Raw genomic sequence first — 25,473 nt, forward strand, 5'->3', positions numbered from 1 at the left:
TTTGAACGGAGGCGGACCGAATGAGGCGCACCTTGTTATACGTATGGATATTCGCGCTTGTCGCAGGCCTGGCTCTTCCTGTCGGCGGATCGGCCTCAGCGGCCGAAATGCCGGTATTCCGGGTCGCGGCATCGGCCGAATCGATCGCGCCGGGCGGCAAAGTGACGGTGAAGGTAAGCGCGAGCGGGCTGCCGGAGACGAGCGCCTACGAGCTGCGTCTGAAGGTACAGCCGGCGGCTGGCGGCCAGACGGCGGGGCTGACCTTGCAGTCGGAGCGCAACCTGCTCCAGCGAAACGGATTTTCCGCGAAAACGCGCAGCGGGGACGCAGTGACGTTCGCCTACGCGCTTCAGGGCGGACAACAGGCGGTAACCGGCGATGCCGATCTGGCCTCCTTTACGTTTTCTGGGACGGGGACCGGCCAAGCAAGGATCACGCTGACGGCGGTCCAACTGCTGGATGCGGACCTCGCTGCGACGACGTATGAGTCCGGCGCTTCCGTCCAGGTGAGCGTCTCAGACGGCACGGCGACGCCAACGCCGACGCCGACGGGTAGCCCGACGCCAACGCCGACGGGTAGTCCGGCGCCAACGCCGACGGGTAGTCCGACGCCGACGCCTCTCGCAGGACGCGGGTCGTCTGCTTCGCCATCGGTCATCCGTCTGACGGCGGCCGCGCCGGATGCCGACGGAACGGCGGTCGCCGCGGTGCCGGCCGACCGGTTCGCGCAGGCGCTCGCGGAAGCGCCGGGCGGTACGGTCCGTATCGCCGTGGATCCGGGCGCATCGGCCGCCTCCGTAGCGGTCGATCTGCCGCTCGCGGAGCTGCGCGGTGCCGGAGGCCCGGCGCGGATCGAGATCGACGCCGGCCTGGCGACGATCGCCTTCGATCCGGCCAGGCTGCTGTCCCTGGCAGGGGAGGAAGCGTCGAATCTGCGCGTCTCCATGCGCCGCGTCGACGTCGCGACGCTGCCTGCCGCGGCGTCGGCTAGCATCGGCGATCAGCCGGTTTACGACTTCGCCTTGACGGCGGACGAGCGGCCGATCGGTCCATTCGGCGACGGCTGGCCCGTGACGGTGAGCCTGCCCTATACGCCGGATCCCGGCGAATCGGAAGCAAGCATCGTCGCTTACTTCGTCGAAGAGGACGGACGACGAGAGATCGTCAAGCGGACCGCTTACGATTCCGCGACAGGCCGCGTCTCGTTTAAGCCGCGGCATCTCAGCTTGTACGCCGTTGGAGAGGCGCCTTCCCTGACGTTCGCGGATCTGGACCGCGTGCCTTGGGCGCAATCAGGCATCGAGGCGCTTGCCGCGCGCGGAATCGTAAGCGGCGTCGGCGCGGATCGGTTCGCGCCCGACCGGCCCGTCACGCGCGCGGAGTTCGTCGCGATGCTGACAGGCGCGCTCGATGCGAGGGACGGTACGTCCATTGGCGTCTTCACGGACGTGAAGGCAGACGCCTGGTACGCCGGCGCCGTGTCCGCGGCGGCCGAACTCGGCATCGCGCGCGGCCGCCCGGACGGCAGCTTCGGCATCCGGGACGAGATCAGCCGCCAGGATATGGCGGTCATGATGGAACGCGCGCTTCGCCTCGCCGGCGTTCGAACCGGCGACGACGATGAAGCGACGCCCACCGGCAATCCATCCGCCTTTGCCTTCGCGGACAGCGACGCGATCGCGCCTTATGCGCGCGATGCCGTCGACGCATTGCACGCGGCCGGCATCTTGACCGGCGTCGGCGGAGACCGAATCGCGCCGGCCAAGCCCGCGACCCGGGCGCAGGCGGCGGTCATGCTGTACCGATTGTACCGGCTGCTATAAGATTGCGATTCTGTTTCACATGGCCTGACTCGCACCAAAGCCCGGCTTTCGAAGGCGCGATATTTCCGCCTCGCAGCCGGGTTTTTTCGCGATCGTCGCGCTTCTTCCGTCACCTGCCCATGGCCTGCAGCACGTCGCTGATCTTGCGGCTATGGGATAGTACGCCATAGTTCATCCAGGCAAGAAAATCGACCTCGTACACGCGGCGTGCTCTGACGGCGCGCAGACTTTTCCATACGCCGGAATCGAGCAATGCCCGGCCCTCTTCTTCGCCCTCGAAGGTAATGAACAAATGATCGGCATCCAGCTCCTGCAGCTCCTCAAGCGACAGACTGACCCTTCGAACGCCTGAAGCCAACCTGCGTACAAGGTCCGGCTCGGTTAGACCGAGACCGCGGTAGAGGAGCGGTCCCGTATAGCCGCAATCTCCGCCGCCGTACAGCACGATCGACTGCCCCGAAATTCTCAGCACGGCTACGGACTCCTTGGCTGAATGGCGCCCCAGCCGAAAACGAGCCTCCGCGATTTGACGTTCCAGCCGTTCGACGGCCGCCGTCGCTTCTTGCTGTCTGCCCAGGACATTTCCGATCGATCTGAGCATCAATCTCCAATCTTCCCCGGCAAAGGGAATTTTAAAAACGGGCGATATCCGGCTGTACTGCTCCAAATTCCATCTCCGGTGACCTTCGTTCAAGAGGATGAAGTCGGGCTGATGGCTGGAGAGGACCTTGCAATCGTCACCTACTATATCGAAGTCGGGCACGCCGTACAGCCCCAAGTATTCTTGTCTGCCCCATTCGCGATGGAAAAATTGCAAGATAGGCGTAACGCCCAACGCGACAAGGTAATCTTCCATAAAAGGAGCGAAAATGCGTGTTTTTCCGCTGTTCCGGCTGCGGTACTGCCCAGGCGTGATTCCAATTTTTTGCTTAAATTTTCGATTGAAGTAATATTCGTTGCTGTATCCGACCGCCAGCGCGATCTGCTTCAGCTTGTCGCCGGTCAGCAGCAGCAGCTCCTGCGCCTTGTCGATACGAACGGTGTTCAGGAAGTCGACCGGCAGCTGTCCCGTCTCTTCCTTGAATAGCTGCGTATAGCGCCAACGGTTGGTTGCCGACATATCGGCGAGCCGACCGATGGACATCGGCTGCGCGTAATGCGCTCTTACATATTCGATAGAGCGGGCCACGGCCTGCCGCTGCGAATGTTCGCCGGCTACCGAGCTGCGGTAAGCTCTAAGCATGGAGAGCAGCAGGGACTGAAAACGAATCTGCCGTTCCAGCCGTTCCAGTTCGTCGCCTTCGATCCGGCTGCGGTGCAATTGCTCCGCCTCCAGCAGCATGCCGCCAGCGGAATCGCCAAATTGGTGCACCCACGAAACGAGCCAATCATCGAGCGTCGCAAGTCCGGTCATACTCGCGGCCGAATGTTGAAGCCCCGCTGTATCGAATTCGAATCGGTAGCCCGTCAGCCCAGCTTCTCCGGCTTCCAGCCGGCAGATCGCAAGAGGATGCAGCATCAGGCAGGCGCCTTGCAGGAGGGCGGCCTCTCTATTTTCCAGCAGCCCCTGTCCGACACCATCCGTGATCAATAGCATCATATAGACCCTTGACGACATCGCGTTCGCTCGTCCGGCCTCGATTTGAAATGCTTCTGTATCCGCCAGTCGGAGCTGAACCGCTCCCTTAGCAGGCGTCGCCGCACCGTTCTGCCAATCGTTTGTCATCGGGGCCTCCACAATTGATAATCATTCTCAACTATTATCCGTCTAGTTTAAATAAAAAAAAGGAGCGCTTCAATCCTAAAATTGAAGAGCCCCCGATATGAATGCTTATATTCGCTTCTTCTTTACTTCACCATAAGCTTCAGAAGATCGTCGATCTTCATGCCGTTCGCCGTGATCGCGCCGCTCTGCCAGTGGCTGCGTTCGACCTTGTACACATGGCCGTTTTTGAAAGCGGGCACCGATTGCCAAAGCGGACTATCCAGCAAGGAAAACGCCTCTTGATTGTCTGCCGTCTGCCAGTCTCCGTTGGACGGAATCACGATGATGTGATCCGCATCCAGCAGCGAGAACGCTTCTTCGGATAGAATCTCTTGGAATTCCGTCATTTTTTTCACCATCGGGTGCGGCGTAAGCCCCAGTTCGTCGAACAAAAGACTGCCCACAAAACGGTTGTTGACGCCGAACAATGCGATCGTCCGCTCGCCGACATTGACGCGGATAACCGCTAACGTCTCTTGGCCGACGGCTTGCGCCAGTTTGGCCTTGGCGTCCGCTACCTTAGCTTCATAGGCCGCAGCCACGCTCTCGGCTTTCTCGGGCATGCCGATGACATCGCCGATCGTCTTCAGAATTTGTTCCGAGCTCTGAAGGATGTCCTCGGGCAGCCTGAAGGTCGGCGCCACCTTGGCATATTGATCGTAGGCCGCCCGATCCACGGCGCCGTCGACGATGATGAGATCTGGACTTTGCGCGAGCAGCGCCTCGATGCTGCCGGTCGTATCGAACAGGGGGGCGTCCAGGTTCAGATAGTCCTGCTTGCCCCAGTTCGGATTGTACCACTGGACGATCGGCGTCACGCCCAGCGCCTTTAAGTAGTCTTCCAGATAGATGGCCGCGATCCGCTTCGGATGCGCAGGCACGGTCACTTCGCCGAATTCATCCGTGACGACCCGCGTTTCGTCATCCGCCGATGCTTCGGCGCCCGATGCAGCCGCCCCCTGCGAAGACTGCGCGTTTTCCGCCGCTGCGCTCTGAGAGACGGAGGGCGTCGAAGGCTCGCTTGGCTTGTCCTCCCCGGCCCCGCATCCCGCTAATAAACCTACCCACAATACAGCCGCCATCGTTAACGCCGTTTTCTTCATCCATCCGGACATTTCTCATTTCTCCCCTGGTTGTATTATCACTGATATTCATTCTCAGTCAATAAACCTAGGGTAGCGCACGGGGGAATGGGAAACAATGCACTTTTTATCGCGGATTTTTTATACAAATTATTAGCTTTCGGTTCCCAGCAGCGCTTCCAGCATCGCTACGCCCAGGACGCGGTCGAACGGTCCCCAAGCAATATCTTCATTTCCGAACGTGTGGTTGACCATGTTGCCCTTGAGTTCCGTCACGAAATATTTGCCGTAACGGTGCAGATTGTCGAAGTATTCGAACCCGCCGACGAAAGCCACGCCGTATTCGGCAGCCAGTCTGCGGTACAACGCGTAAATCCGGCGAATATTGCGCTTCGCGCCGTGCTTCGTAAAGAGCGGATTGACGCCGTTCGCCATCACGATCATGCAAGCCGCGCCGTATGCGAGGATTCGCTCCAAGATCGCTCTGACCGTCCGTTCGATATCCGCTTCGACGTGACCGGAGCAGGCGTCGTTGATCAGATATTCGAGCACGACGAGGTCGGGCGCCGTCGCAAGCACCTCTTTTTCCAGCCGATGAATGCCCATGGCCGATTGCTCTCCGCCGACCGCGACGTTCGAGCTGAACAGTCTGGCGTCCGGGTACTTTGCACGGAGGCCCGACATCACCTGATAGGGCCACAAGCCCGCGCGGGTCGCGCTCTCGCCGAAAAAAGCGATGCGCTGCGCGCGCCCGGAAGCCAGCGCTTGCCGGAATGCGTCGAGATGACCGGTCTGCTCCAGCGGAATCGACGCCGACGGCGAGGCGCCGGCAAGCTCGGTTCGGCGATTCAGGATCATCTCCGGGATCGCTTCGATTGTGAATTTCAGGCGCGCTTCGGCGCCGTCGCGGGGAGGGTGCGTAAAAGCGAGCTCGAGTCCCCAGTCGACCTCGAAGCCGTAAGCCGTCTCCATGACAAGCGGGAGCGCTTCGCTCCATTCGAACGTACGGGGCGTCGTCCAGCGCAGGGATTCCTGCGCCAGCGTCAGTCCGGTGCCGTAGTCTTCGCCACTCGCGCCGATCCGGATCCGGGGACGGCCGCCGGGATTCGGCTCGATCTCGACATAGTACGTCCGGCGCGTCATATCCTCGAATCGGCCGCGGAGCATGACCGGCGGCGCGGACGTGGTCATGCTCGACAGCGCGCTCTCCCCGCCATAGACGCAGGACTGCCCCCACCCGGTGAATATATGGGCCAGCACGAAGCCTTCCCTGACGAACGGCGGCTCGGGCAGCAGAAGCTCTCTGGAATCGGGGGCGTCGACATCCCCTTCGACGACCGCCAGCGTACCGTCGTCATGGAGTACGACCGCGTCGTACCGGCATAGCCAGACCGCATAATCGAGCGAGAGCGTCTCGCCCTCAGCGATGCGGCCGCCAGGCATTCGCTTCACGGTACCCCAATGATAGTCGTACGTATAGTCGGCATCGGGCGCATACTTCGTCTCGCGGTCGCTCGAATAAACCGACAGCGTACCCGGTACCATGCGCTGGTAGGGCACGCCGCCGCTGCCGCGAATATCTTCGCCGTTCCACCAGGAAGGAGAGGCGGTACCTTCGCCGCGGATCTTGTAGACCTGGTCGCGGTACTGCCTCCGCCCGGCCGGCCGGATCGCCAGCTTCGCTTCTCGAGGCACCTCGATGACGCGGTCCGCTATCGCAAGAATGCCGGGTCGTACGACAACCGCCATCGACGCGGGAACGGTAGAGACGACGGAAAGGCCGGAAACCTGCGCGTTCAAGGGGAGTCACTCCTTCGAGTTCTGTTTAATTTCTCCCTATTGTAAAACGCTTCCCTCCGAACCTATATAGATAATCGTACATTCGCTTATTGAATATTGTGAAGCCTCTACTTTCCCCAGCGAATAAACTTGTTCATGAGTGTGTAAAAAGGGCTCGAATCCAGCTCGTTCAAGCCGCTCAGGTCGCCGATCAGATCGGCGAACAGGAAGGGCAGCAGCCCGATCGCGAGCGCGGCGACGATGATCCCGACGATTAAGCTCCGCATCAATCGGCTCCAAGCGATCATAAGGCTCATCTCCTTAATTCGATTTCCGCTTACGGCGAAGAAGCGATCGCTCCCGAGAGGGGGGCGATCGCTTTCTCGTGCTTATACGACGACTTCCCGCTTCTTGAAAAACGTCTTCAGCGCGTTGTACACCTCGGACTTCTCGCGGATGACGTAGTAGAGGAACTGCTGGTGGTCCAGATGCTTGTAGGCCGACATGAGCGTACTCGAACGATTGTATTGGTTGACTTCGCCGTAGCCGAAGATGTTGGCCCTGTTCAGCAGCTCCTTGATCAGCCGTACGCAGCGCTCGTTGTCGCTCGTCAGATTGTCGCCGTCGGAAAAGTGGAACGGGTAGATGTTGTAGCTGGACGTCGGGTACCTGCTGTCGATGATCTCGAGCGCCTTGATGTAGGCGGAGGAGCAGATCGTGCCGCCGCTCTCCCCGCGCGTGAAGAACTCCTCCTCGGTCACTTCTTTGGCTTCGGTATGGTGCGCGATAAAAACGATCTCCACCTTTTCGTACTGCCGCCGCAGGAAGCGGGTCATCCAGAAGAAGAAGGAGCGCGCGCAGTACTTTTCGAACGAACCCATCGATCCCGACGTATCCATCATCGCGATGATGACGGCATTGTTCTGCGGCTTCACGATCTCCTCCCAGGTCTTGAACCGCAGGTCGTCCGGCGAGATGCCGGCGATCTCCGAGCGCCCGTCCCGGGCGTTGCGCCGCAGATTCTCGAGGATCGTGCGCTTCTTGTCGATGTTGGACATGATGCCCTTGCGCCGCACGTCCGTGAACCGGATCTCGGACTGTTCGATGATCTCTTTGTCCTTGCGCTTCAGGTAAGGCAGCTCGAGCTCCTCGAACAGCATGTTCTCGAGCTCCGCGATCGAGATCTCGGCTTCGACGACGTCCTCGCCAGGCTCGCTGCCCGCGCCATCGCCTTTGCCGCCTTTCGCCGCCGGGTCGGTGCCGAGCACGTCGCCCACCTGGCTGTCGCCGTCCCCCTGGCCGACATGCTTCTTCTTATTATGGTTGTATACGATATGGTATTCGTCCATGCTGCGGATCGGGATCTTGATGATCTGTTTGCCGTTCGACATGATGATATTTTCTTCGGACAGCAGGTCGGGCAGGTTCTGCTTGAGCGCCTCGCGGACCTTTTTCTGGTGACGCGACTGATCCTGGTAGCCTTTGCGGTGAAGCGACCAATCTTCTCTCGACAGGATGAACGACGGCTTGTTCACGATACTTCGCACCCCTTTTCGGCCTTCTGCTCCGGTATGGATTTAATATATTCGGCTTCGGCCGTACGATGTGTGCGAATTGGGGCTGCGTGCGCCGGGCCGCTTAATTTTCCGATTCTGAGTCGCATACAATGGGGTAAAGGGATGAAAAAGAAGTTTTTGAATCATCATGAAAATGATGACAAACGAAAAGGAGCGGTGGGACGGGTGAAGGATACGATACAGAGGTTCATCTCGCTGGGGCTGGGCGTCGTGGTCGCGAGCAAGGAGCAGATCGAGAAGACGGTCGACGAACTGGTGAAAAAAGGGGAAGTCGGGCGCGAGGAGTCCAAGGGGCTCGTCGACGAACTGATGCGCAAGGGCGCTGAGGCGCGCAGCAAGATCGAAGCGATGGCGCAGGAGAAAGCCGGCGCCTTCAGGGGCGACAACCGGTACGCGACCCGCGAGGAGCTCGCGGCCAAGCTGGCCGCCGTCGAGCTCAGGCTGGAAGCGCTCGAAGAGAAGATGCGCCAGGCGGAAATGTGAGCGCGGTGCGGTCATGAGCGCGGGGCAACGGATTCGGCAGCTCAGGCGTTATCGGACGATCGCGGCGGCGCTCGCGCGCAACGGGTTCGGCTACGTGTCCGACGAGCTAGGTATCGTCGACAAGCTCGCGATCTTCCGCGTGACCGAGCGCAGGGACATCCGGGCGAAGGGCGTCGGAGAGCGGCTGCGCCTCATGCTGGAGGAGCTGGGACCGACCTTCGTGAAGCTCGGGCAGTTGGCGAGCACGCGCCCGGATCTGATCCCGCCGTCGATCCTGAAGGAGCTCGAGCATCTGCAGGACCAGGTGCCGGCGTTCTCCTTCGACGAGGCGTCGCGCATCGTCGAGCGGGAGCTCGGCGCGCCGCTGGACGAGATGTTCGCCCGGTTCGAGGAGACGCCGCTCGCGGCCGCGTCGATCGGCCAGGTACATCGAGCGACGCTCAGGGACGGGACGGAGGTCGCGGTGAAGGTGCAGCGGCCCGGCATCTCGGCGCAGATGGAGACGGACCTGGAGATCTTGGCGGACCTGACGCGGCTCGCCGAGCACAGGCTGGAGTGGGCCAGGCAGTACCGCCTGCGGGATATGGTCGAGGAGCTCGCCAAGGCGCTGCGCGCCGAGCTGGATTACGGCGCAGAGGCCCGCAACGGCGAGCGGTTCGCCAGACTCAGCGAGAAGTGGCCGCATGTGGACGTGCCGGATATCCACTGGGATTATTGCTCGCGGCGGGTGCTGACGATGGACTACATAGAAGGCATCAAGCTCTCGGACCGGGCGCTGCTGGACGCGGCGGGGCTGCCGCGGCGGCTGCTCGCCGAACGCTATGCGGCGACCATTTTCGAGCAGGCGCTCGTCGAGGGCTTTTTCCACGGCGATCCGCATCCGGGCAACGTGCTCGCGCTCCCGGACGGCAGGCTGGCGCTGCTGGACTTCGGCATGGTCGGGCGCCTGACGCCTTCCGCCAAGCGCAACTTCGCGGGCTTCGTCATCGCGCTGCGCAATCAGAGCACCAAGGGCGTCCTCCGCGCGATCGGCAATATGGGGGCCATCCCGGAGACGGCGGACGAGGAACGCCTCTACGCGGATATCGACGAGATGCGGGAGAAGTACTACAAGGTTCCTTTCGACCAGATCTCGATGGGGGAAGCGGTACAGGACCTGTTCGCCGTCGCGTTCCGCCATCAGATCAGGATCCCGGCGGAGCTGACGCTGCTCGGCAAGTCGCTGCTCACGATGGAGGGCGTCGTGTCGGCGCTCGATCCGGGGTTCAGCGTCTTCGACGTGGCGGAGCCGTTCGGCAAGAAGCTGCTGCGCGAGCAGCTCAGTCCGTCGCGGATCGCCATGGCGTGGCTCGAAGAGGCGCCCGAGTTCGCGGACCTCATCCGCGACGTGCCGGCGGGTCTTAAGCAGTGGTCGTCGCTGGTGCAAAAGGGCCGCCTGCGGGCCGAGGTCGAGCTCGGGAATGCCGACTCCCTCACCCGCAAGCTGAGCCGCATCGGCAACCGTCTCTCGTTCAGCATCGTGCTGCTGGCGCTCAGCATCATCATGGCCGGGCTCATCATCGGCGCCGCCCTCGGACATGCGGAGACGTCGATCTGGCGCTTCCCCATCATCGAGACGGGCTTCGTCATCGCCGCGCTGATGTTCGGCTGGCTCATTTTTGCCATCATTCGTTCCGGTAAATTCTAGCGCGGGCCGGCAGCGCTTGCGGCCGGCCTGGCTTTATTTGACCGCGCCGGCCGTGATGCCGCTCGCGATCTTGCGCTGGAACAAAATGTAGACCACGAGCACCGGGATAATCGTGATCAGCAGCGCGGCGAACAGCGGTCCCCATTCGGTGCGGTACTGCATCTCGGCCTGGAGGACGCCGATCTCGACCGGCAGCGTATATTGCTTCGGGTCGTTGATCAGCACCGTGCCTACGACATATTCATTCCAGATATTCAGGACGTTGATGATGGCGACGGTGACGAGCCCGGGCTGCGACAGAGGGAGCATGATCCGGAAGAACGTGCCATAGTACGAGGCCCCGTCGATGACGGCGGACTCCTCAAGCTCCTTGGGCAGCGACTTGAAAAACCCGACGAGGACGAACACGCCGAAGGCGAGCACGCTGGACGCGTATACGAGGATCAAGCCGATCCACGTGTTGATCAGATGCAGCGAGTTGAGCAGAAAAAAAAGCGGGATAAGCGCCAGGACGAACGGAACCATCATCGAGGCGATATAAAAAAGGTAGAGCAAGCCGCTGCCCTTGAACGAATAGCGGGCGATGACGTAGGCGGTCGAGGCCGACAGCAGCAGCCCGAGCGCGGTCGATCCGGCCGTGATGACGAGCGAATTGATGAAGTAAGCGTCGAAGTTGTATTTATCCCATACATACGAGAAGTTCGACCAGAGCAGCGGCAGCTTCGGCAGCGCCCAGGGCGCGTTAGCGAGAAACTGTGCGTTGTTCTTTAACGCGTCCAGCAGCGTCCATGCGAGCGGATACAGCACGGCAAAGCTCCATGCGAGCAGGATCGCGAAAAATATCGTTTTGGCGGCCGGGTTGCGAAGTCCCCTATTCATCCTCTGTTTCCCCCTAACTCATCTCGATGGTTTCCCGGTGCAGCAGCCGCTGCATGGCGACGGTCGTGATCAGCGACGTGACCAGGATGAGCACGCCGATCGCGGCGCCGAAGCCGAAGTGGTATTGCCGGAAGGCCATCTGGTACAAATAGGAGCCCATGACCTGCGTCGTGTTGTCCGGGCCGCCTTCGGTCATGAGCCAGACGATGACGAAGGAGCCGTTAAGCGTCGTCATCATGATGTTGATGATGGACACCTTCATTTGCTCCCACACGAGAGGCAGCGTGATATGGCAATATTGATGCCATTGGTTCGCGCCCTCGAGCTCGGCGGCCTCGTAGAGGGAATCCGGCACGTTCTGGATGGCCGCGATGAGCAGGATCATGTAGAAGCCGATGCCCGCCCAGATCGACGGCGGCAGCAGCATCCAGATCGTATGCGACGTGAAACCGAGCCAGGTGATCGCGACCGGTTCCTTGGTGAACAGCGAAAGGAAGGCGTTCAGGAAGCCGATCTGCGGATTGTATATGAAGTTCCAGAGGACGCCGACGACGACCACGGAGATGACGTTCGGAATGAAGTAGATCGAGCGGAAAAACCCGGACAGGCGGAAGCCGAAGCGCGTCAGCGCCACCGCGAAAAAAGTCGCAAGCAGCATGATGCCCGCAATCTTGCCGGCGACGAGGAAGTAGTCGTTGCCGAGCGCCTGCCACACGATCGGGTCGCGCAGCATGTCCTTGAAGTTCTGCAGACCGATGAAGTCCATGTGATCCGACATGCCGGACCAGTCGAAGAGCGAATAATACAGCGCCTTGATGACCGGATAGATGGTAAAAACGCAGAAAAACGCGAGCGTCGGCAGCGTGAAGCTGGCGATAAACAGGTTGCGCTGCCATTTGGCCGTACCGGATGTGTTCAAGATAGCCCCCGTCCTTTCTTCGTCATGAGCCGCAGGAGACCCGAAGATCGGGCCTCCCGCAGCCAGCATGCATCGATGTCTGTTATTTGCTCACCTTGGCGGCGGCATCCGTCACGCGCTTCACCCATTCGTCGGGCGTGATCTTGCCGATGGACAAGGCGTCGGTGGCATCCCACATGACCTTCTCGACGTCCGCGTTGAACGTGATCATCGGGATGACGACCGTGTTCGGATCGTTGAGGAACTTGGCCGCGTCCTTGACGAAGCTTGGCGCATTCGAGCTGGAGATGTCGCCCTTGATGTTGGACGGCGCGCCGCTCAGCTCGGCCCACTGCGATGCCTGAGCCTCGGAGAAGATGAAGGACAAGAACGCCTTCGCCGCTTCCTTGTTCTTGGCTTTGCTCGCGATGGCGACCGAGGCGGTGGACGTGTTGGCGACGACCTTGCCGCCTGCCTCCTGCGTGACCGAAGGGATGAAGCCGAATTCGAAGCCGGCTGGCACGTCCTTGCTCATCTCGTTGGGCAGCCAGAGGCCGTTCGGGATAAACGCGTCCTTGTGCTGCAGGAACGACATTTGGGAGTCGGTATGGTTGATCTGGATGGAGGCCTTGTCGATGAAGCCCTTGTCGCGCAACTCGACGATCTTGTTCAGGCCAGCCATGACCGCGGGACTCTTGAACGCGTCGGCCTTTGAATCGGCCATGTCCTGCAGGATCTGATAGTCGTCGCCGTTCGCGGAGACGATCGCCGGGAAGAGGAAGGCATCCTGGATGTAATAGGGGTATTTGCCGGTATGGATGAACGGCGTGACGCCGGCCGCCTTGATCTTGTCGCTGACGTCGATGAAGGACGCATAGTCCGTCGGCTCCGTCCAGCCCTTTTCCTTGAACAGCGCCTTGTCCCAGAAGATCCCCCACGAGTTCAGGACGAGAGGAATGTTGTAGATCTTGCCGTCATACTGCTGCGGCTGCTGCGCGAGGATGTCCTTGATGAGGTTGCCGTCCACGTTTTTGGCCGTGCCGAACCACTCCGTCAGGTCCTCGACCTGGCCGTCCTCGACCATCTGGCGGTCGTTGAGTCCGGCGCCGTCGATGTAGACGAAGTCCGGCGGATTGCCCCCGATCCAGCGGGGCTTGTTCTGCTCGTTGATCTTGGGTCCGCCGCTCTCGATGACGTTCAGATCGGGATTGGCCGCCTTGAAGTCGGCGATGACTTTTTTCCACCACTTGTCGCCGTAACCGCCGACGAAGTACTGGATCTCGAAGTCGCCGGTCAGCTTCACGGCATCGGCGTCGCCCGCGCTGGCGGACGCGCTTGAAGCCGCCGGCGCGGAAGCGGATGCGCTCGGCGAGGCCGGCGCGGAACCGCCCGCGTTGTTTTCCTTGTCGTTAGATCCGCAGCCTGCCAGCGGCAGCACGGTCATCGCCGCGGCCAGACCGACGGCCGCCATTTTTTTGTTCAATACCATGCAGCAAAACCCTCCCCGGAAATGATGATACGGTCGCTTAACTTGGCGCCTGAAATCATCATACCGGGGAGGGCTTAGCGGCTCTATCGAATATATTCCGGGAAATCTAGAGGATCTTATGATTGTATTATTCGGCGGCGTAAGCCGCGCTGCGGGTGATCGCGAACGACTGAAGCTGGTCCAGCGCGGCCTTGGGGGAGAGGTGGTCGTACAGGACGGCGTCCCCCATTTTGCGCGTCTTGTCCAGAACGGCTTGCCATGCAGGCTCCTGGATCGGATAAAACTTGGCCGCCGACAGCGAGGCGATGTCGCGCTTCATCGACGGCTGGGCGGCCGACAGCGTATCGCCGACGGTCGACGTGACCGGGATGAAGCCTTCGCGGACGACCATGTCCCCATAGTTCGCGTCGTCGTACAGGAAATCGAGGAACTTGGACAGGGCGACGGGGTCGGTGTGGTCCGTCTTGAACGACACGAGCACGTCCTGCACGCCGAAGGAGACGGGCGCCTGGCCATCCTTCACCGGAATCGGGCCCGATCCCCACTCGAAGCCGGGAAATTCCCGCGGCACCACGGACGAGAAGTAATTGCCCGAGATCATCATGCCGAGCTTGCCGTCGCCCATGATGCGCTGCTTCTCGTCCCGCGTCGTCACGGTCGGTTCCTCGTCGGTCAGCCCCTCGTCGTACAGACGCTTGAGGAAGGTCAGCGCTTCGACGTTGGCGGGCGAGTTGATGGCCCAGCGTCCGTCCTTGATCCAGTCGCCTCCCGATCCGAAGAAGAAATAAGATAGGTAGGCCTGTACCTCGTCGTCCGTCAGGTCGACGCCGAAGCCGCGGGATAAGCCTGCGTCCACCAGCCCCCGAGCGCTCGCTTCGAGCTCGGACCAGGTGGAGGGAGGCTGTCCGATGCCGGCGGCGGCGAACAGCTTCTTGTTGTAATACAGATTGCGGACCGAGGCCACGTAGGGAATCGCGTACTGCTTGCCGTCCAGCCGGTCCATGCCGGACAGATTCGGATAAAACTTCGCCAGGAGCTCGGGCGACGCGATCTCGCCCAGTTCGTTCAGGATGCCGGCTTTGGAGAAATGGGCGTAGACGTTCGTGTTCAGCAGATCCGGCGGCTGGTTGCGGCTGATCATCGCGGTATAGATGCCGTCCAGCACATTCCAGTTGGCGACCTGGAGCTCGACGATAATGTCCGGATTTTTGAGTTCGAACTCGTGTACGAGTTTCTCCAGGATCGACTTCGTCTCCGTGCTGTATTCAGCGGCGACGAACCGGATGAGCGATTGCTTGGGCTCCGCCGGGGCGGCCGGCTCAGGCTGGCGGTCGGCGCACGCGGCGAGCGGGAGCGCCAGGCAGGCAGCGGCGATCCATCCTGCGGCCGCTGCGCGATATGGACTCGGCATGACGAGACGAAACCTCCTTTGAAATCGGTTTTGAGGAAATTGACTGAAGCTTAGCCCGTCAGCTGCCCTCGCCGTCGAACGGGAACAGCAGCTTCTGGTTTTCCGGCGTATACATATTGGACTTGGTGACTACGACCGAGTCGGTATACGCGACTCGGCTCGCGCCTTTGGGCTCCGCGCGCCTCAGCGCCGCCTTCACGCCCAGATATCCCATGTTGAACGGCTTCTGCACGATTAGCGCGCTCATGATGCCGTCCTCGAGCAGCCGGATCTCGTATACCGAGCTGTCGAAGCCGATCAGCTTGATCCGCTGGTCGCCCGCCTCGACGATGGCGCGCGCGGCGCCGAGCGCCGCCGGCTCGTTGAGCGCGACGACGGCACCAGGCGGCTCCGGCATGGCGAGCACGGCTTGCATGATCTGGTACGCCTTGTCCTCCGAATCTTCGCAATAATAGATCTCCGTGGCGCCGCCCGGATACGCTCCGACCGCCTCTTTGACCCCCGCCTCGCGCTCCCTGGACACGCGGGAGCTCTCGAAGTCGCCGACGATCGCGACGTTGGGGCTGCCGTCCGCCAGCCCGGCGGCCGTCTCGCCCGCCTGCCGGCCCGCTTCAAGGTGATCGTTCAGCACCGACACCGGGGTATTGCCCGTCAGAAGCGGCATATCGATCACGACGACCCGGATGCCCGCCCTTCGGATCGCGTGCACGGCCTCCGAGACGCGCGGGTCGTCGACCGGTGCCACGACGACGGACGACGGGCGGGCGGCCAGCGCATCGTGGAGCAGCCGGATCTGCGTCTCGGCGTCGGACTCCTGCAGCGGGCCCTGGATATCGATCGTCGCGCCCGCTTCCTTGGCGGCCGCGGCAGCGCCGGCGCTGACGGCCTGCCAGAAGCTCGAACGCACGCTGCTCGATTTGAGCACGACGGAGACGGAGCGCTCTCCGCCCGATGCCGAATAATATAGCTTGATATACAAGCCGGCGCACAGGGCGGCCGAAGCCAGCAGCAGCGAGAGCGACCAGGCATATTTATGATTGCGCATCGCTAATCCGCCACCTTCGGTATTTTAATCGTGACGCGCGTGCCCTCGTACGGCTCGCTTTGGATGGAGATGCCGTAAGCCGGTCCGAAAAACAGGCGAATGCGCTCGTGTACGTTGCCGATGCCGATCCCTCCGGCGAACCCGCTCTCGACAGGCGCGGGATGCCAGATCCTATCGATCGCCTCGGCGGTCATGCCGGCTCCGTCGTCCTCGATCTCGAAGACGATCGCGTCTCCAAGCGCTATGCCTCGGACCACGATCGTTCCTTTCTCCGGCTTGTTGCGGATACCGTGGTAGATGGCGTTCTCCACGAAGGGCTGGAGCAGAATCTTGAGCGTCTTGAACCGCAGGATGTCTTCGTCGAACTCGATGCGGTATTCGAGCTGGCTCGCATACCGCATCTTCTGGATCAGCAGGTAGCTGCGGATATGCTCAAGCTCGACGCGGATCGGCACGAGCTCCTGGTCCTTGGCGATGCTCGCTCGGAACAGGCGGGCGAGCGCGGACGTCATGAGCACCACTTCTTCGTGCTGCTTCTGCTCGGCCATCCAGACGATCGAATCCAGCGTGTTGTACAGGAAGTGCGGATTAATCTGCGATTGCAGCAGGGCCAGCTCGCTCTTGCGCTTGTGCTCCTGCGTGGAGATGGCCTCGTCCATCAGGTTTTTAATCTGGCCCACCATCATATTGAAGGTTCGGCTCAGCTGTCCGATCTCGTCCATCTGCTGCACGGGCGCCTTGACTTCGAAGTTTCCTTTCTCGACGAGCCGCATATTCCGCTGCAGGCTGCGGATCGGGCGGGACAGGCGGTGGGAGAGCGCCACCGAGATGAGGAGGGCCACCGCGATGCCGATGAGGGAGATGAGCAGGGAATTGCGCAGCGTCCCCTTGTACCCGATCAGGTCTCCCGCATAGGCGACGCCGACGATCTTCCAGCCGAAGCTCGTGTCCTGCACCGAGTAGAACCGCTTGCCGTTCCCGTCGCTGACGGCGAAGGAGGTACCGCTTGGCGCCCGCAGGACGTCCTCGATGCGCTCAGTTCGCAGGCTGCTGTAGATGAGCTGCTGCTGCGGATGATAGACGATGTCGCCTTCGCGATCGACGATGAATACATAGCCCTTTTTGCCGATGTCGATCTGCTTCAGCAGGTCGCTCACGACGCTCAGGTTCAGGTCGACGAGGAACACGCCGTCCGCGGTGATGCCGTCCGTATTCTTCAGCTCGCGGGAGAGCGACACCACCCACCGGTATTCGTCCTTGATGATGTTCTGCACATGCGGCGCGGAAATGACGGACTTGCCGCCGGCCTGCCGGGCGCCGATATACCAGGACTGCTCTCGGGGCGGCGCGTTGGGGTTCAGCGTCGTGATGCGGCGGTCGCTCACGTACCGTCCGTTGTAGCCGAATACCATGATGGAGGCGATGTCCTTGCGGGTGTACAGGATCGATTGGAACAGGTCCGAGATGCGTTTCTCGTACGGTCTGCGCTCCTCTTCGGTTATGAAGCTATTGTTCGATATATAGTACTTCACGTCCTTGTTCGTCAGCGCGAGCAGTGAGATATTCTCCATATTGTCGACGTAGGACTGAATATTCGTGTTGACTTGCTTGATGACCTCTTCGATATAGTTTTCGGAATTGTGCCGGACGGCGCCGGCGGACAGCCTGTAGCTGATAAAGGCCGTCGCCGCGATCGTCACCAGGATGAGACAGGAGAAGGCGACGGCGATGCTGGCCTGGATGCTCTTAAGCGGGAAGAGCGGCAGGAACGGCCTGAATTTACGGAGCATGTCAGCGGTACGCCTCCTCGGCCGTCCCGTCGCGGAAGTCGCGGGGCGTCATGCCGGCATGCTTCTTGAACAGCAGGCTGAAGTAGTTCGGGTCGGCGTACCCGACCTGCGCGGCGATCTCGTAGAACTTGAGCGGCGTCGTCCGCAGGAGCGTCTTGGCCTTGTCCATGCGCACGCGGGTCAGACATTCGACGAACGTCTCGCCGGTGTGCTGCTTGAACATCTGGCTGAAGTAGCTGGTGCTCATCAAGACGTGCCGGCACAATTCCTGCAGGGTCAGCTTGTCGCTCGCGTAATGCGCTTCGATATAGGCCGTCGCCTTGCCGATCTGCTCCAGGATGAACCGGTTGCGGCTGCCGGCCGCGGCATCCATCATGGCCGCCACGATCTCCTTGAGCCAGCGCTCGATCTCGTCGAGCGTCTTGAACTTGTAGACGTCGGTCAGCCAAAGGGGGAGCGCCTCCGAGCCCGTAGGGATGCCCATCTCTTGGATGGCGTCGGTCAATGTGAGGACGAGCTTCTGCATATGGAGAAAGCAGGCCTCGATCGGCAGACGCGACGTCTTGAGCTCGCGTACGGTATCTTCGATATGCGCGTACGCTTCGTCGGACGATCCCGTGCGCACGGCAGCGGCGAGACGTCGGCACCTGTCCGCGAGCAAGGGGGCCGCCGCGGCCTCGCCTTCGAGGTCGGCGATGCCGAGCACGCGGTTCTTGCCCATCAGGAACCGATAGTCCAGCGCGGACAGCGCGCCGCGGTAAGACTGCGGCAGCTGCTCCGCCGACGCGCAGGGCCTGCCGATGCCGACGGTCACCGTGAAGCCGAGGAACCGCTCTACGTGATGGCGAAGCTGCTCGGCGACGCCGAAGGCCTGCTCGTACAGCGCGCTCTCGTCGTCGTGACCGTACAGCACCGCGACCATGCGCTCCTCTCTCGTGCGGAACAGCAGGACGTCCTCGCGGTCCTGCACCGTTTCCTCGAAAATATTGTAGGCGGCGAAGCGGAGGAACTCCGCGTCGTGCGCGTCGCTGAAATGCGCGTCGCGATCGCCGAAATCGTCGATGTCCGCGGCGATCGCAAGAAAAGGCGGAGAAGCCGGCGGGATGCCGAAGTAAGCGAACCGCTCCTCGATCTCGGGGCGGGTAAGGCCAAGCGCGACGAGCCGCTCCAGGAACCGCTCCTTAAGCAGGGGGAGGCTCTGATGCAGCTGGCTGTGCAGTCGGGTAAGATCCTCGCGGCGCTGCATCTCCTGGTCCATCTCCGCTCGGATCCTGTCCAGCAGCGTCCGGATCTCCGCGGCCGTGATCGGCTTCAGGATGAAGTCGGTCACCTTCAGCCTGATCGCCTGCTGCGCGTATTCGAATTGATCGTAGCCCGTCAGGATCAGCACCTTGATATAAGGATAGCTTGCGGCGATCAGGCCGGTCAGCTCGAGGCCGTCCATGAAGGGCATGCTGATGTCGGAGATGACGAGATCCGGCTTCGCTTCTTCGATCGCGTCCCAGGCTTCCCGGCCGTTGGCATAGTCGCCGATCAGGGCAAAGCCGTGCTTGGCCCAGTCGATGGTGTTCTTCAAGCCGTCGCGGACGACGGCCTCGTCGTCGACAAGCATGACTTTGTACATGTCGCGCGTTCCTCCCCTCGTATCCTAGTTCTCATCATAATCGAAGACCCGCCTGCCGGACGAGGGGATAATAATGTATCGTCGGGGGGCATTATCCGACGACGGGGAACGAAGGACTGGCGTTGTGGCGCAAATTGACGCCTTCATGTTATCATTTGAATATAAGCGCGAGCGCGGCGAAGCACGCCCCCGGACGACGGTCCTCTGTCAGCCGGGGGTTCGTTTTTGCGCTTCGACAATCGCCATGCGGGAGGGAGAGCGCCGTTGAAGACCCTGGTCATCGCGGAGAAGCCGGACATGGGCCGTAACATCGCCGCCGTCATCGAGCCGAAGGCCCAGAACAGACGCTCCTACCTTGAGGGAGAACATTACATTATTACATGGGCCATCGGCCATCTGATCGGGCTCGCGGAGCCGGATCTGTACGACGAGAAATACAAGAAGTGGAGACTCGCCGATCTGCCGATCATCCCCGACCGCTTCAAGCTGCTGCCCAACCCGCGGACCAAGGACCAGCTCGAGACGATCCGCGAGGTGGCGAAGCGCTGCGACCGGCTGGTCAACGCATGCGACGCGGGGCGCGAGGGCCAGCATATATTCTCGCTGATCCAGCGGCACCTCGGCCTGTCGCAGCCGGTGAAGCGGCTGTGGATCTCGGACTTGACGGCCGAGACGATCCGCAGGGGCTTCGCCGAGCTCAAGGACGGGGCCGAATACGAGAACCTGACGCGGGCGGCGCGGGCCCGGAGCGAGGCGGACTGGCTGATCGGGATGAACGGCTCGCGCGCGTTCACGACGAGGCACAACGAGCTGTTGTCCGTCGGCAGGGTGCAGACGCCGGTTCTGGCGCTGATTTACGACAGGCAGGTGCAGATCGAGGCGTTCGATTCTCTCAAGTTTTACGAGGTGTCGGCGCAGTTCGTCCAGGGCGAGACCGATTACCGCGGATTATGGCAGGGGGAGCGGATCGCGGATCCTGACAAGGCGAAGGCCATCGCGGACAAGGTACGAGGCAAAGAAGGCCGGATCGCGAGCTACGAAGTCAAGGATACGAAGGAATATCCTTGGCGGCTGTACGATCTGACGCTGCTGCAGCGCGAGGCGAACGGCAAGCTCGGCTTCTCGGCCAAGAAGACGCTGGACGTCGCGCAGGCGCTGTACGAGAAGCACAAGGTCATCACCTATCCGCGGACCAACTCGAACTACGTGAACAACGAGAATATCCCGGAGATGCACAAGGCGCTTGACGCGCTGCGCGGAACGGACTTCGAGGCGCTCGCGGCCGGCGGCAACAAACGGCTCGTCCATACCGGCAACAAGGGCGTGTGCAATCCGGCCAAGGTCGAGGATCACCACGCGATCATGCCGACCGCGAAGAAGGCGGGGGCGCTGTCGCCGGACGAGCGCAAGCTGTACGACATGATCGTCCGCCGGTTTATCTCTCATTTCTATCCCCCGGCGGAGTTCAAGGTGCACACGGTGCTCACCGAGGTGTCCGGCGAGACGTTCAAGACGACGGTCAAGCAGATGATCGCCAAGGGCTGGAAGGTCGTCTACGAAGACGCTGCGGGCGGAGGTTCGGCATCCGGCGGAGGCGCGAAGAAAGGCAAGGCGGATGCGCCTGCGTCGGGCAAGGACGACGATGCGGAGTCCGAGAGGGGCGAAGAGGTGGAGACGAGCGGGGACTTCTCGCTGCAGGCGGAGGCGCCGGTGCTGTGCGCCGAGTCCGAGGCCAAGGAGAAGGAGACGCAGCCGCCCAAGCCGTATACCGAGGGTACACTGCTGAAGGCGATGGAGAGCGCGGGCAAGCAAATTGAGGACGAGGAGCTGCGCGACGTCATGAAGGATTCCGGGCTCGGCACGCCCGCGACGCGCGCGGCGACGATCGAGCGGCTCAAGCAGGTCGGCTACGTGGAAATGCAGGGGAAGCGCATCGTCATCACGCCGAAGGGAAGGTCCGCGATCCAGCTCATCCGCGGCGCCGGCGTCGAGCTGCTCGCCTCGCCCGAGATGACGGGCCAGTGGGAGCGGCGGCTCGCCGAGATCTCGCGCGGACAAGCCTCGGCCGACGTATTTATGGCCAACGTGCAGAAGTTCACGCGACTGATCGTGGACAAGGTCCGCGTCCAGCAGCCTGCGGCGAAGGACGCGTTCGCGCGGCCGGAGCCGGCAGCGGGCCGGGGGCGCGGACGCGGCAGAGGCGGAGCCGCCGGCGAAGGCGAGACCGGGGCCGATCGCGCCGGCGGGGCGTCGACGCGCAGCCGGGCCCAGGGCGCGGGGAGCAAGCGCGCCGAGGGGCAAGCGGGCGAGGCTGCCGGCGGGCGATCGCCGCGAGCGAAGAGCGCCGGGACCGCAAAGAGCGCCGGCACCGCGACGAGTGCCAAATCGCGCGCATCCGCTCCGCCGAAGTCGTCCGGCACTTCCGCGCCGCCTGCGTCTCATGAGTCGGCAGCGCCGCCGGCCAGCCGGCCTGCCGTGATTGCCAAGTGCCCCCGTCCGGGCTGCGGCGGTTCGATCTTCATGGGCCGCAAAGGCTACGGGTGCAGCGAGTACAAATCCGGATGCGGCTTCGTCGTCTGGCGGGACAGCTTCGGCCAGACGCTGGACGACCGGCTGGCGTCCGAGCTGATCCGGCAGGGCCGGACCGGCAAGCTCCGGCTCACGGACGCGTCCGGCTCGTCGCGCGAAGGTCGGATCGTACTCGCGGATCCGTCCACCGGCAGGCTGGACATAGAAGATTGAACCGTCGCAACCCGCCATCGGCTGCGAACGAACTTTTACTTATCAACGGAGGTAATTACGAGATGCAAACCAAATACGTGAGCATCGGCGCGATCGTCGGCGGACTGGCTGTCGCGTTCGGGGCATTCGGCGCCCATTCGCTCAAGGACGCGCTGTCGGAGCATTACCTGGAGATCTTCGAGACCGGCGTACGCTATCAGATGTATCACGGCTTAGGCATTCTGCTGGTGGCGCTACTGTCCGACCGCCTCCAGTCGGCCGCCGGCCTGATCCGCTGGTCCGCCAGGCTCCTGCTGACCGGCACCGTGATCTTCTCGGGCAGCCTATACATCCTGGCGCTTAGCGGCGTCGATTGGCTCGGCGCGATTACGCCGATCGGCGGCGTCGCGTTCCTGGCAGGGTGGGCTTGTCTAGTGCTTGCGGCCCGCAAGGGCGTCCGTTCCGCGTCTTAATCGGCAGCATTCGCGCCGCTTCGGTCTCCGCTTTTCTTTCTCGAATGGAATATTGCTGTACGATTGGTAAGTTTGCACTATAATGAAACCTAGAGCAAACTGCAACGGACGAACTTCCATGGAGAAAGGAGGGACGCATCATGGACGATTGGAGCGCGGCAGCGCTCTTCGCCGCGAGCCTCGCGGCGGTGCTGCTGGTCGTGGCGGCGATGCTGCTGTTCATGCTTGGACGCGAGCGACGGCAATCGCGGAAGATCGCGGCCGAGGTCGACGCGGACTGGATGAACCTGCTTCGGGAGAGCCCGATCTCGCTGACGATCATTAACCGCAGCGGCGTCGTCGAGAACATCAGCCGACAACTGCTGCCTCTGCTCGGCACCACTTCCGAACGGGTATTCGGCCTCCATTTTCGAGATATCATGCATGCGGGATCGGCCGGTCAGGCCGCCGACATCTTCAAGCGAACGCTGCAAGGGGAAAAGTGCGTAGCGGACATCAAGCTCCTGCGCGCCGACGGGGCCGCCATCGAAGCGCATGTCGAGACGAGCCCTTATTTGCGCGGGGGAGAAGTCGCGGGCATCGCCGTGTTCACCCAGGACAACAGCGACCAGAAACGCTCGATCGAACGGATCCGCTACATGGCTTATTACGACGATATGACGGGTTTGCCGAACCGCAGGTTTTTCATGAACCGACTGTCGGAGCGGATGCAGGCCGCCGATGGATCCGGGAGCCGGATCGCCGTGTGGTATATGGATATCGACCGCTTCAAGCTGGTCAACGCGTCATACGGCCGGGACTTCGGCGACATGCTGCTGCTGCAGGTCGCGGAGCGGCTGACGCGCTGGTTCCCGGATACGGAGAACATCGCCCGCGCGGAGGGCGACGAGTTCATCGGCATGTTCGAGGGCTTCGAGCGCGACGAGCAGGCGATCGCGCAGATTCAAGGGTTAATGAAGCAATTCGAGGCGCCGTTCGAGCTCGGCGGCGTGATGATCCATGTCACGGTCAGCATCGGACTGGCGACCCGGGATGGCGACCCGACCGGTGCGGACGGGCTGCTCAAGCGAGCCGACACCGCCTTGCACCGACTCAAGGAAAACGGCCGCAACGGCTGCCTGCTCTACGACCCCGCCTTCGAGAATACCGCGCTCCACAAGCTGACGCTGCAGCATGAGCTGGTCGAAGCGATGAACCGCCGCCAATTCCTGCTGTATTATCAGCCCCAATACGATCTCAGGAGCGGCGGGCTCGTGGGCTTCGAAGCGCTGATCCGTTGGCGGCATCCGGAGCGCGGCATGGTGCCGCCATCCCATTTCATTCCGGCCGCGGAGGAGAGCGGCTTGATCATGGCGCTCGGAGACTGGGTGCTGCTCGAGGCTTGCAGGCAGAACCGGGACTGGCAGCTGGCAGGGCTGCCGGCCTATCCGATCTCCGTCAATCTGTCGATCCGGCAGTTCGCCCAGCCGAACCTCGTCGGGCGGATCGCCGAGATTCTGGACCAGACCGACCTGGCGGCTCCGTACCTTAAGCTGGAGATCACGGAGAGCATCGCGATGGACGTCGAACGGGCGACGGCGATTCTGGAGTCGCTCAGCGATCTGGGCGTCGGCATCAGCGTGGACGATTTCGGCACGGGCTACAGCTCCTTCAGCTACCTCAAGAGGCTGCCGATCGATTGCCTCAAGATCGACCGCTCGTTCGTGCGGGATATCCACCAGGATCCCAACGACAGAGCGATCGTCGCCGCGATCATCGCCATGGCGCACAATCTCCAGATCGGCGTCATCGCCGAAGGCGTCGAGACCGAGGAGCAAGTTCTTTTCCTGCAGCAGCATGCCTGCGACGAGATGCAGGGCTACTACGGCAGCCCGCCGCTTCCCGCTGAAGAGATCGCCGATTTGCTGAACCGCGACCACGGATTGCCCGCCATTACCGCCTTGGACAATAACAACGCCGCTGCCCTCTGACGAGGGAGCGGCGTTTTCGTTTTTACGCTATCGCATTTATTCGGCAAAATCGTCGATTTCGTTCAACCGGAACGAATATACGCTTTTCTCGTCTACGTGATAGACCGTCAGCAGCTCGTTGTCCGGGTCGAAGTTCACGACCCTGCACGGGACGCTGAGCTTGTCCCCTTTGGCCCGGTTCACGGTAAGACGGATCAAGCGGGAGGTTTTGATATAATTCCGAATCCGCGCATCGAGCGATTCGGTGAGCACCTGATGCTTGGTCTTGGCTTCCTTCAATTCCTTTTGAATCGTCTCTCCGAGCGAGATGCCGGATTGTATGCGGAAGTCGGCATACCCCGCTTCGTTCAAAGGCTTCAACAGCTTCTCCAGCGCTTCCCCGCTGGTGTTGCCCCGCACCATGATCTCCACTGAGAATAGATAGGAATGTTCTGAGCTGCTATCTGAAGCTTTAGTCATGAGTTGCCTCCTATCTAATAAACAGTTTGTCTATCTAAAGGATCACTTTGCAAGGATAAATATATCATGAATGAAGAGGGCGACATAGTATTATTTTGGGTACCGGCATATCGTCTTATAGGTCGCAGGACGCATATGTTGTAAGGCGGAAACCCGCGCTTGGCCAAGTCGCTCCATGGAGGTGAACGATATGATGAGGATGGTACCGATCGTCATCGACGGACACACCGCTCTCGGAATCGAGGTTCTGCTTCCCAAGACGACGCTGCTGGCGGTAACCGCCGGAGACGGTTACATTATGTGCGGCGCGCTCGACGTCGCGCTGCTCAACGACAAGCTGAAGGACAGAGGCATTCTCGCCGGCCGGGCGGTCGGCGTCAAGACGCTCGACCAGCTGCTGGCGGCGCCGCTCGAATCCGTCACGCACGAGGCGCAGCGGGCAGGCATCGTGCCCGGCATGCAAGGCCGCGCGGCGATCGCCCGCATGGCTGAGCTGTCCGCGCCGAAGAACTAAAGGC

General features: G+C 61.7%; 20 protein-coding genes. 7 read left to right on the top strand and 13 right to left on the bottom strand.

The window, feature by feature from the left end:
• The first annotated feature begins 20 nt into the window (after positions 1 to 20).
• Entirely contained in the window at positions 21 to 1,823 is a 1,803-nt protein-coding gene (locus tag PQG80_RS17595; RefSeq protein WP_271752744.1) for an S-layer homology domain-containing protein, read from the top strand.
• A 109-nt stretch (positions 1,824 to 1,932) separates the two neighbouring features.
• Here the strand turns inward: PQG80_RS17595 and PQG80_RS17600 are convergent, their stop codons facing one another.
• The 5 genes from PQG80_RS17600 to yhbH all read right to left on the bottom strand — a co-directional run bounded on the left by PQG80_RS17600 (position 1,933) and on the right by yhbH (position 7,984).
• A complete protein-coding gene (locus tag PQG80_RS17600) occupies positions 1,933 to 3,549 on the bottom strand; it encodes an AraC family transcriptional regulator (protein ID WP_271752745.1) in 1,617 nt (538 codons plus the stop codon).
• A gap of 122 nt (positions 3,550 to 3,671) precedes the next feature.
• Positions 3,672 to 4,703, bottom strand: coding sequence for an ABC transporter substrate-binding protein (locus tag PQG80_RS17605; protein ID WP_271752746.1), 1,032 nt, complete (start codon positions 4,701 to 4,703; stop codon positions 3,672 to 3,674).
• 120 nt (positions 4,704 to 4,823) lie between these two features.
• Positions 4,824 to 6,470, bottom strand: a complete 1,647-nt coding sequence (locus PQG80_RS17610; protein WP_271752747.1) for an SGNH/GDSL hydrolase family protein — start codon at positions 6,468 to 6,470, stop codon at positions 4,824 to 4,826.
• A 107-nt stretch (positions 6,471 to 6,577) separates the two neighbouring features.
• Positions 6,578 to 6,757 carry a hypothetical protein gene (locus tag PQG80_RS17615; RefSeq protein WP_271752748.1) on the bottom strand — a complete coding sequence of 60 codons (180 nt, stop codon included), beginning with the start codon at positions 6,755 to 6,757 and terminating at the stop codon, positions 6,578 to 6,580.
• Between the two features lie 81 nt (positions 6,758 to 6,838).
• A complete protein-coding gene (yhbH, locus tag PQG80_RS17620; RefSeq protein WP_271752912.1) occupies positions 6,839 to 7,984 on the bottom strand; it encodes a sporulation protein YhbH in 1,146 nt (381 codons plus the stop codon).
• A 207-nt stretch (positions 7,985 to 8,191) separates the two neighbouring features.
• Here yhbH and PQG80_RS17625 point away from each other — a divergent pair, with 207 nt between their 5' ends.
• Both PQG80_RS17625 and PQG80_RS17630 read left to right on the top strand, forming a co-directional pair.
• On the top strand, positions 8,192 to 8,509 hold the full coding sequence (locus PQG80_RS17625) for a phasin family protein (protein WP_271752749.1): 318 nt from the start codon (positions 8,192 to 8,194) through the stop codon (positions 8,507 to 8,509).
• Between the two features lie 13 nt (positions 8,510 to 8,522).
• Positions 8,523 to 10,196, top strand: coding sequence for an ABC1 kinase family protein (locus tag PQG80_RS17630; protein ID WP_271752750.1), 1,674 nt, complete (start codon positions 8,523 to 8,525; stop codon positions 10,194 to 10,196).
• Between the two features lie 33 nt (positions 10,197 to 10,229).
• Here PQG80_RS17630 and PQG80_RS17635 read toward each other — a convergent pair whose 3' ends face one another.
• The 7 genes from PQG80_RS17635 to PQG80_RS17665 form a co-directional block, all read right to left on the bottom strand.
• Positions 10,230 to 11,075, bottom strand: a complete 846-nt coding sequence (locus PQG80_RS17635; protein ID WP_271752751.1) for a carbohydrate ABC transporter permease — start codon at positions 11,073 to 11,075, stop codon at positions 10,230 to 10,232.
• A gap of 13 nt (positions 11,076 to 11,088) precedes the next feature.
• Entirely contained in the window at positions 11,089 to 11,994 is a 906-nt protein-coding gene (locus PQG80_RS17640) for a carbohydrate ABC transporter permease (RefSeq protein ID WP_271752752.1), read from the bottom strand.
• A gap of 82 nt (positions 11,995 to 12,076) precedes the next feature.
• Positions 12,077 to 13,462 carry an ABC transporter substrate-binding protein gene (locus PQG80_RS17645; RefSeq protein ID WP_271752753.1) on the bottom strand — a complete coding sequence of 462 codons (1,386 nt, stop codon included), beginning with the start codon at positions 13,460 to 13,462 and terminating at the stop codon, positions 12,077 to 12,079.
• A 127-nt stretch (positions 13,463 to 13,589) separates the two neighbouring features.
• Positions 13,590 to 14,873, bottom strand: a complete 1,284-nt coding sequence (locus tag PQG80_RS17650) for an extracellular solute-binding protein (RefSeq protein WP_271752754.1) — start codon at positions 14,871 to 14,873, stop codon at positions 13,590 to 13,592.
• A 58-nt stretch (positions 14,874 to 14,931) separates the two neighbouring features.
• Complete coding sequence (locus tag PQG80_RS17655; RefSeq protein ID WP_271752755.1) at positions 14,932 to 15,918, bottom strand: substrate-binding domain-containing protein; 987 nt, start codon at positions 15,916 to 15,918, stop codon at positions 14,932 to 14,934.
• A 2-nt stretch (positions 15,919 to 15,920) separates the two neighbouring features.
• Positions 15,921 to 17,708: a sensor histidine kinase gene (locus tag PQG80_RS17660; protein WP_271752756.1), complete on the bottom strand. Its 1,788-nt coding sequence runs from the start codon at positions 17,706 to 17,708 to the stop codon at positions 15,921 to 15,923.
• Position 17,709: 1 nt separating this feature from the next.
• Entirely contained in the window at positions 17,710 to 19,332 is a 1,623-nt protein-coding gene (locus tag PQG80_RS17665; protein ID WP_271752757.1) for a response regulator, read from the bottom strand.
• 264 nt (positions 19,333 to 19,596) lie between these two features.
• Here PQG80_RS17665 and PQG80_RS17670 point away from each other — a divergent pair, with 264 nt between their 5' ends.
• The 3 genes from PQG80_RS17670 to PQG80_RS17680 all read left to right on the top strand — a co-directional run bounded on the left by PQG80_RS17670 (position 19,597) and on the right by PQG80_RS17680 (position 24,496).
• Positions 19,597 to 22,074, top strand: coding sequence for a type IA DNA topoisomerase (locus tag PQG80_RS17670; protein WP_271752759.1), 2,478 nt, complete (start codon positions 19,597 to 19,599; stop codon positions 22,072 to 22,074).
• A 62-nt stretch (positions 22,075 to 22,136) separates the two neighbouring features.
• Positions 22,137 to 22,526, top strand: coding sequence for a DUF423 domain-containing protein (locus tag PQG80_RS17675; RefSeq protein ID WP_271752760.1), 390 nt, complete (start codon positions 22,137 to 22,139; stop codon positions 22,524 to 22,526).
• Positions 22,527 to 22,666: 140 nt separating this feature from the next.
• Positions 22,667 to 24,496, top strand: a complete 1,830-nt coding sequence (locus PQG80_RS17680) for a putative bifunctional diguanylate cyclase/phosphodiesterase (RefSeq protein WP_271752761.1) — start codon at positions 22,667 to 22,669, stop codon at positions 24,494 to 24,496.
• Between the two features lie 36 nt (positions 24,497 to 24,532).
• Here PQG80_RS17680 and PQG80_RS17685 read toward each other — a convergent pair whose 3' ends face one another.
• Positions 24,533 to 24,955: a hypothetical protein gene (locus PQG80_RS17685; protein ID WP_271752762.1), complete on the bottom strand. Its 423-nt coding sequence runs from the start codon at positions 24,953 to 24,955 to the stop codon at positions 24,533 to 24,535.
• 190 nt (positions 24,956 to 25,145) lie between these two features.
• On the opposite strand from PQG80_RS17685, the gene PQG80_RS17690 reads away from it, so the two are divergent.
• The gene (locus PQG80_RS17690; RefSeq protein WP_271752763.1) at positions 25,146 to 25,469 is read left to right on the top strand and encodes a YunC family protein; all 324 of its coding nucleotides are present in this window, start codon (positions 25,146 to 25,148) and stop codon (positions 25,467 to 25,469) included.
• Positions 25,470 to 25,473: the final 4 nt, after the last annotated feature.

The organism is Cohnella rhizoplanae (assembly GCF_948329515.1).
In the GTDB taxonomy this organism is placed as follows: domain Bacteria; phylum Bacillota; class Bacilli; order Paenibacillales; family Paenibacillaceae; genus Cohnella; species Cohnella rhizoplanae.

Excerpts from the sequence above, each read along its gene's own strand:
- PQG80_RS17630 (WP_271752750.1), top strand. The coding sequence starts at position 8,523 with ATGAGCGCGGGGCAACGGATTCGGCAGCTCAGGCGTTATCGGACGATC.
- PQG80_RS17605 (WP_271752746.1), bottom strand. The coding sequence starts at position 4,703 with ATGTCCGGATGGATGAAGAAAACGGCGTTAACGATGGCGGCTGTATTG.
- PQG80_RS17650 (WP_271752754.1), bottom strand. The coding sequence starts at position 14,873 with ATGCCGAGTCCATATCGCGCAGCGGCCGCAGGATGGATCGCCGCTGCC.
- PQG80_RS17645 (WP_271752753.1), bottom strand. The coding sequence starts at position 13,462 with ATGGTATTGAACAAAAAAATGGCGGCCGTCGGTCTGGCCGCGGCGATG.
- PQG80_RS17675 (WP_271752760.1), top strand. The coding sequence starts at position 22,137 with ATGCAAACCAAATACGTGAGCATCGGCGCGATCGTCGGCGGACTGGCT.
- PQG80_RS17655 (WP_271752755.1), bottom strand. The coding sequence starts at position 15,918 with ATGCGCAATCATAAATATGCCTGGTCGCTCTCGCTGCTGCTGGCTTCG.
- PQG80_RS17600 (WP_271752745.1), bottom strand. The coding sequence starts at position 3,549 with ATGACAAACGATTGGCAGAACGGTGCGGCGACGCCTGCTAAGGGAGCG.
- PQG80_RS17665 (WP_271752757.1), bottom strand. The coding sequence starts at position 19,332 with ATGTACAAAGTCATGCTTGTCGACGACGAGGCCGTCGTCCGCGACGGC.
- PQG80_RS17660 (WP_271752756.1), bottom strand. The coding sequence starts at position 17,708 with ATGCTCCGTAAATTCAGGCCGTTCCTGCCGCTCTTCCCGCTTAAGAGC.
- PQG80_RS17635 (WP_271752751.1), bottom strand. The coding sequence starts at position 11,075 with ATGAATAGGGGACTTCGCAACCCGGCCGCCAAAACGATATTTTTCGCG.
- PQG80_RS17685 (WP_271752762.1), bottom strand. The coding sequence starts at position 24,955 with ATGACTAAAGCTTCAGATAGCAGCTCAGAACATTCCTATCTATTCTCA.
- PQG80_RS17615 (WP_271752748.1), bottom strand. The coding sequence starts at position 6,757 with ATGATCGCTTGGAGCCGATTGATGCGGAGCTTAATCGTCGGGATCATC.
- PQG80_RS17595 (WP_271752744.1), top strand. The coding sequence starts at position 21 with ATGAGGCGCACCTTGTTATACGTATGGATATTCGCGCTTGTCGCAGGC.
- PQG80_RS17680 (WP_271752761.1), top strand. The coding sequence starts at position 22,667 with ATGGACGATTGGAGCGCGGCAGCGCTCTTCGCCGCGAGCCTCGCGGCG.
- PQG80_RS17690 (WP_271752763.1), top strand. The coding sequence starts at position 25,146 with ATGATGAGGATGGTACCGATCGTCATCGACGGACACACCGCTCTCGGA.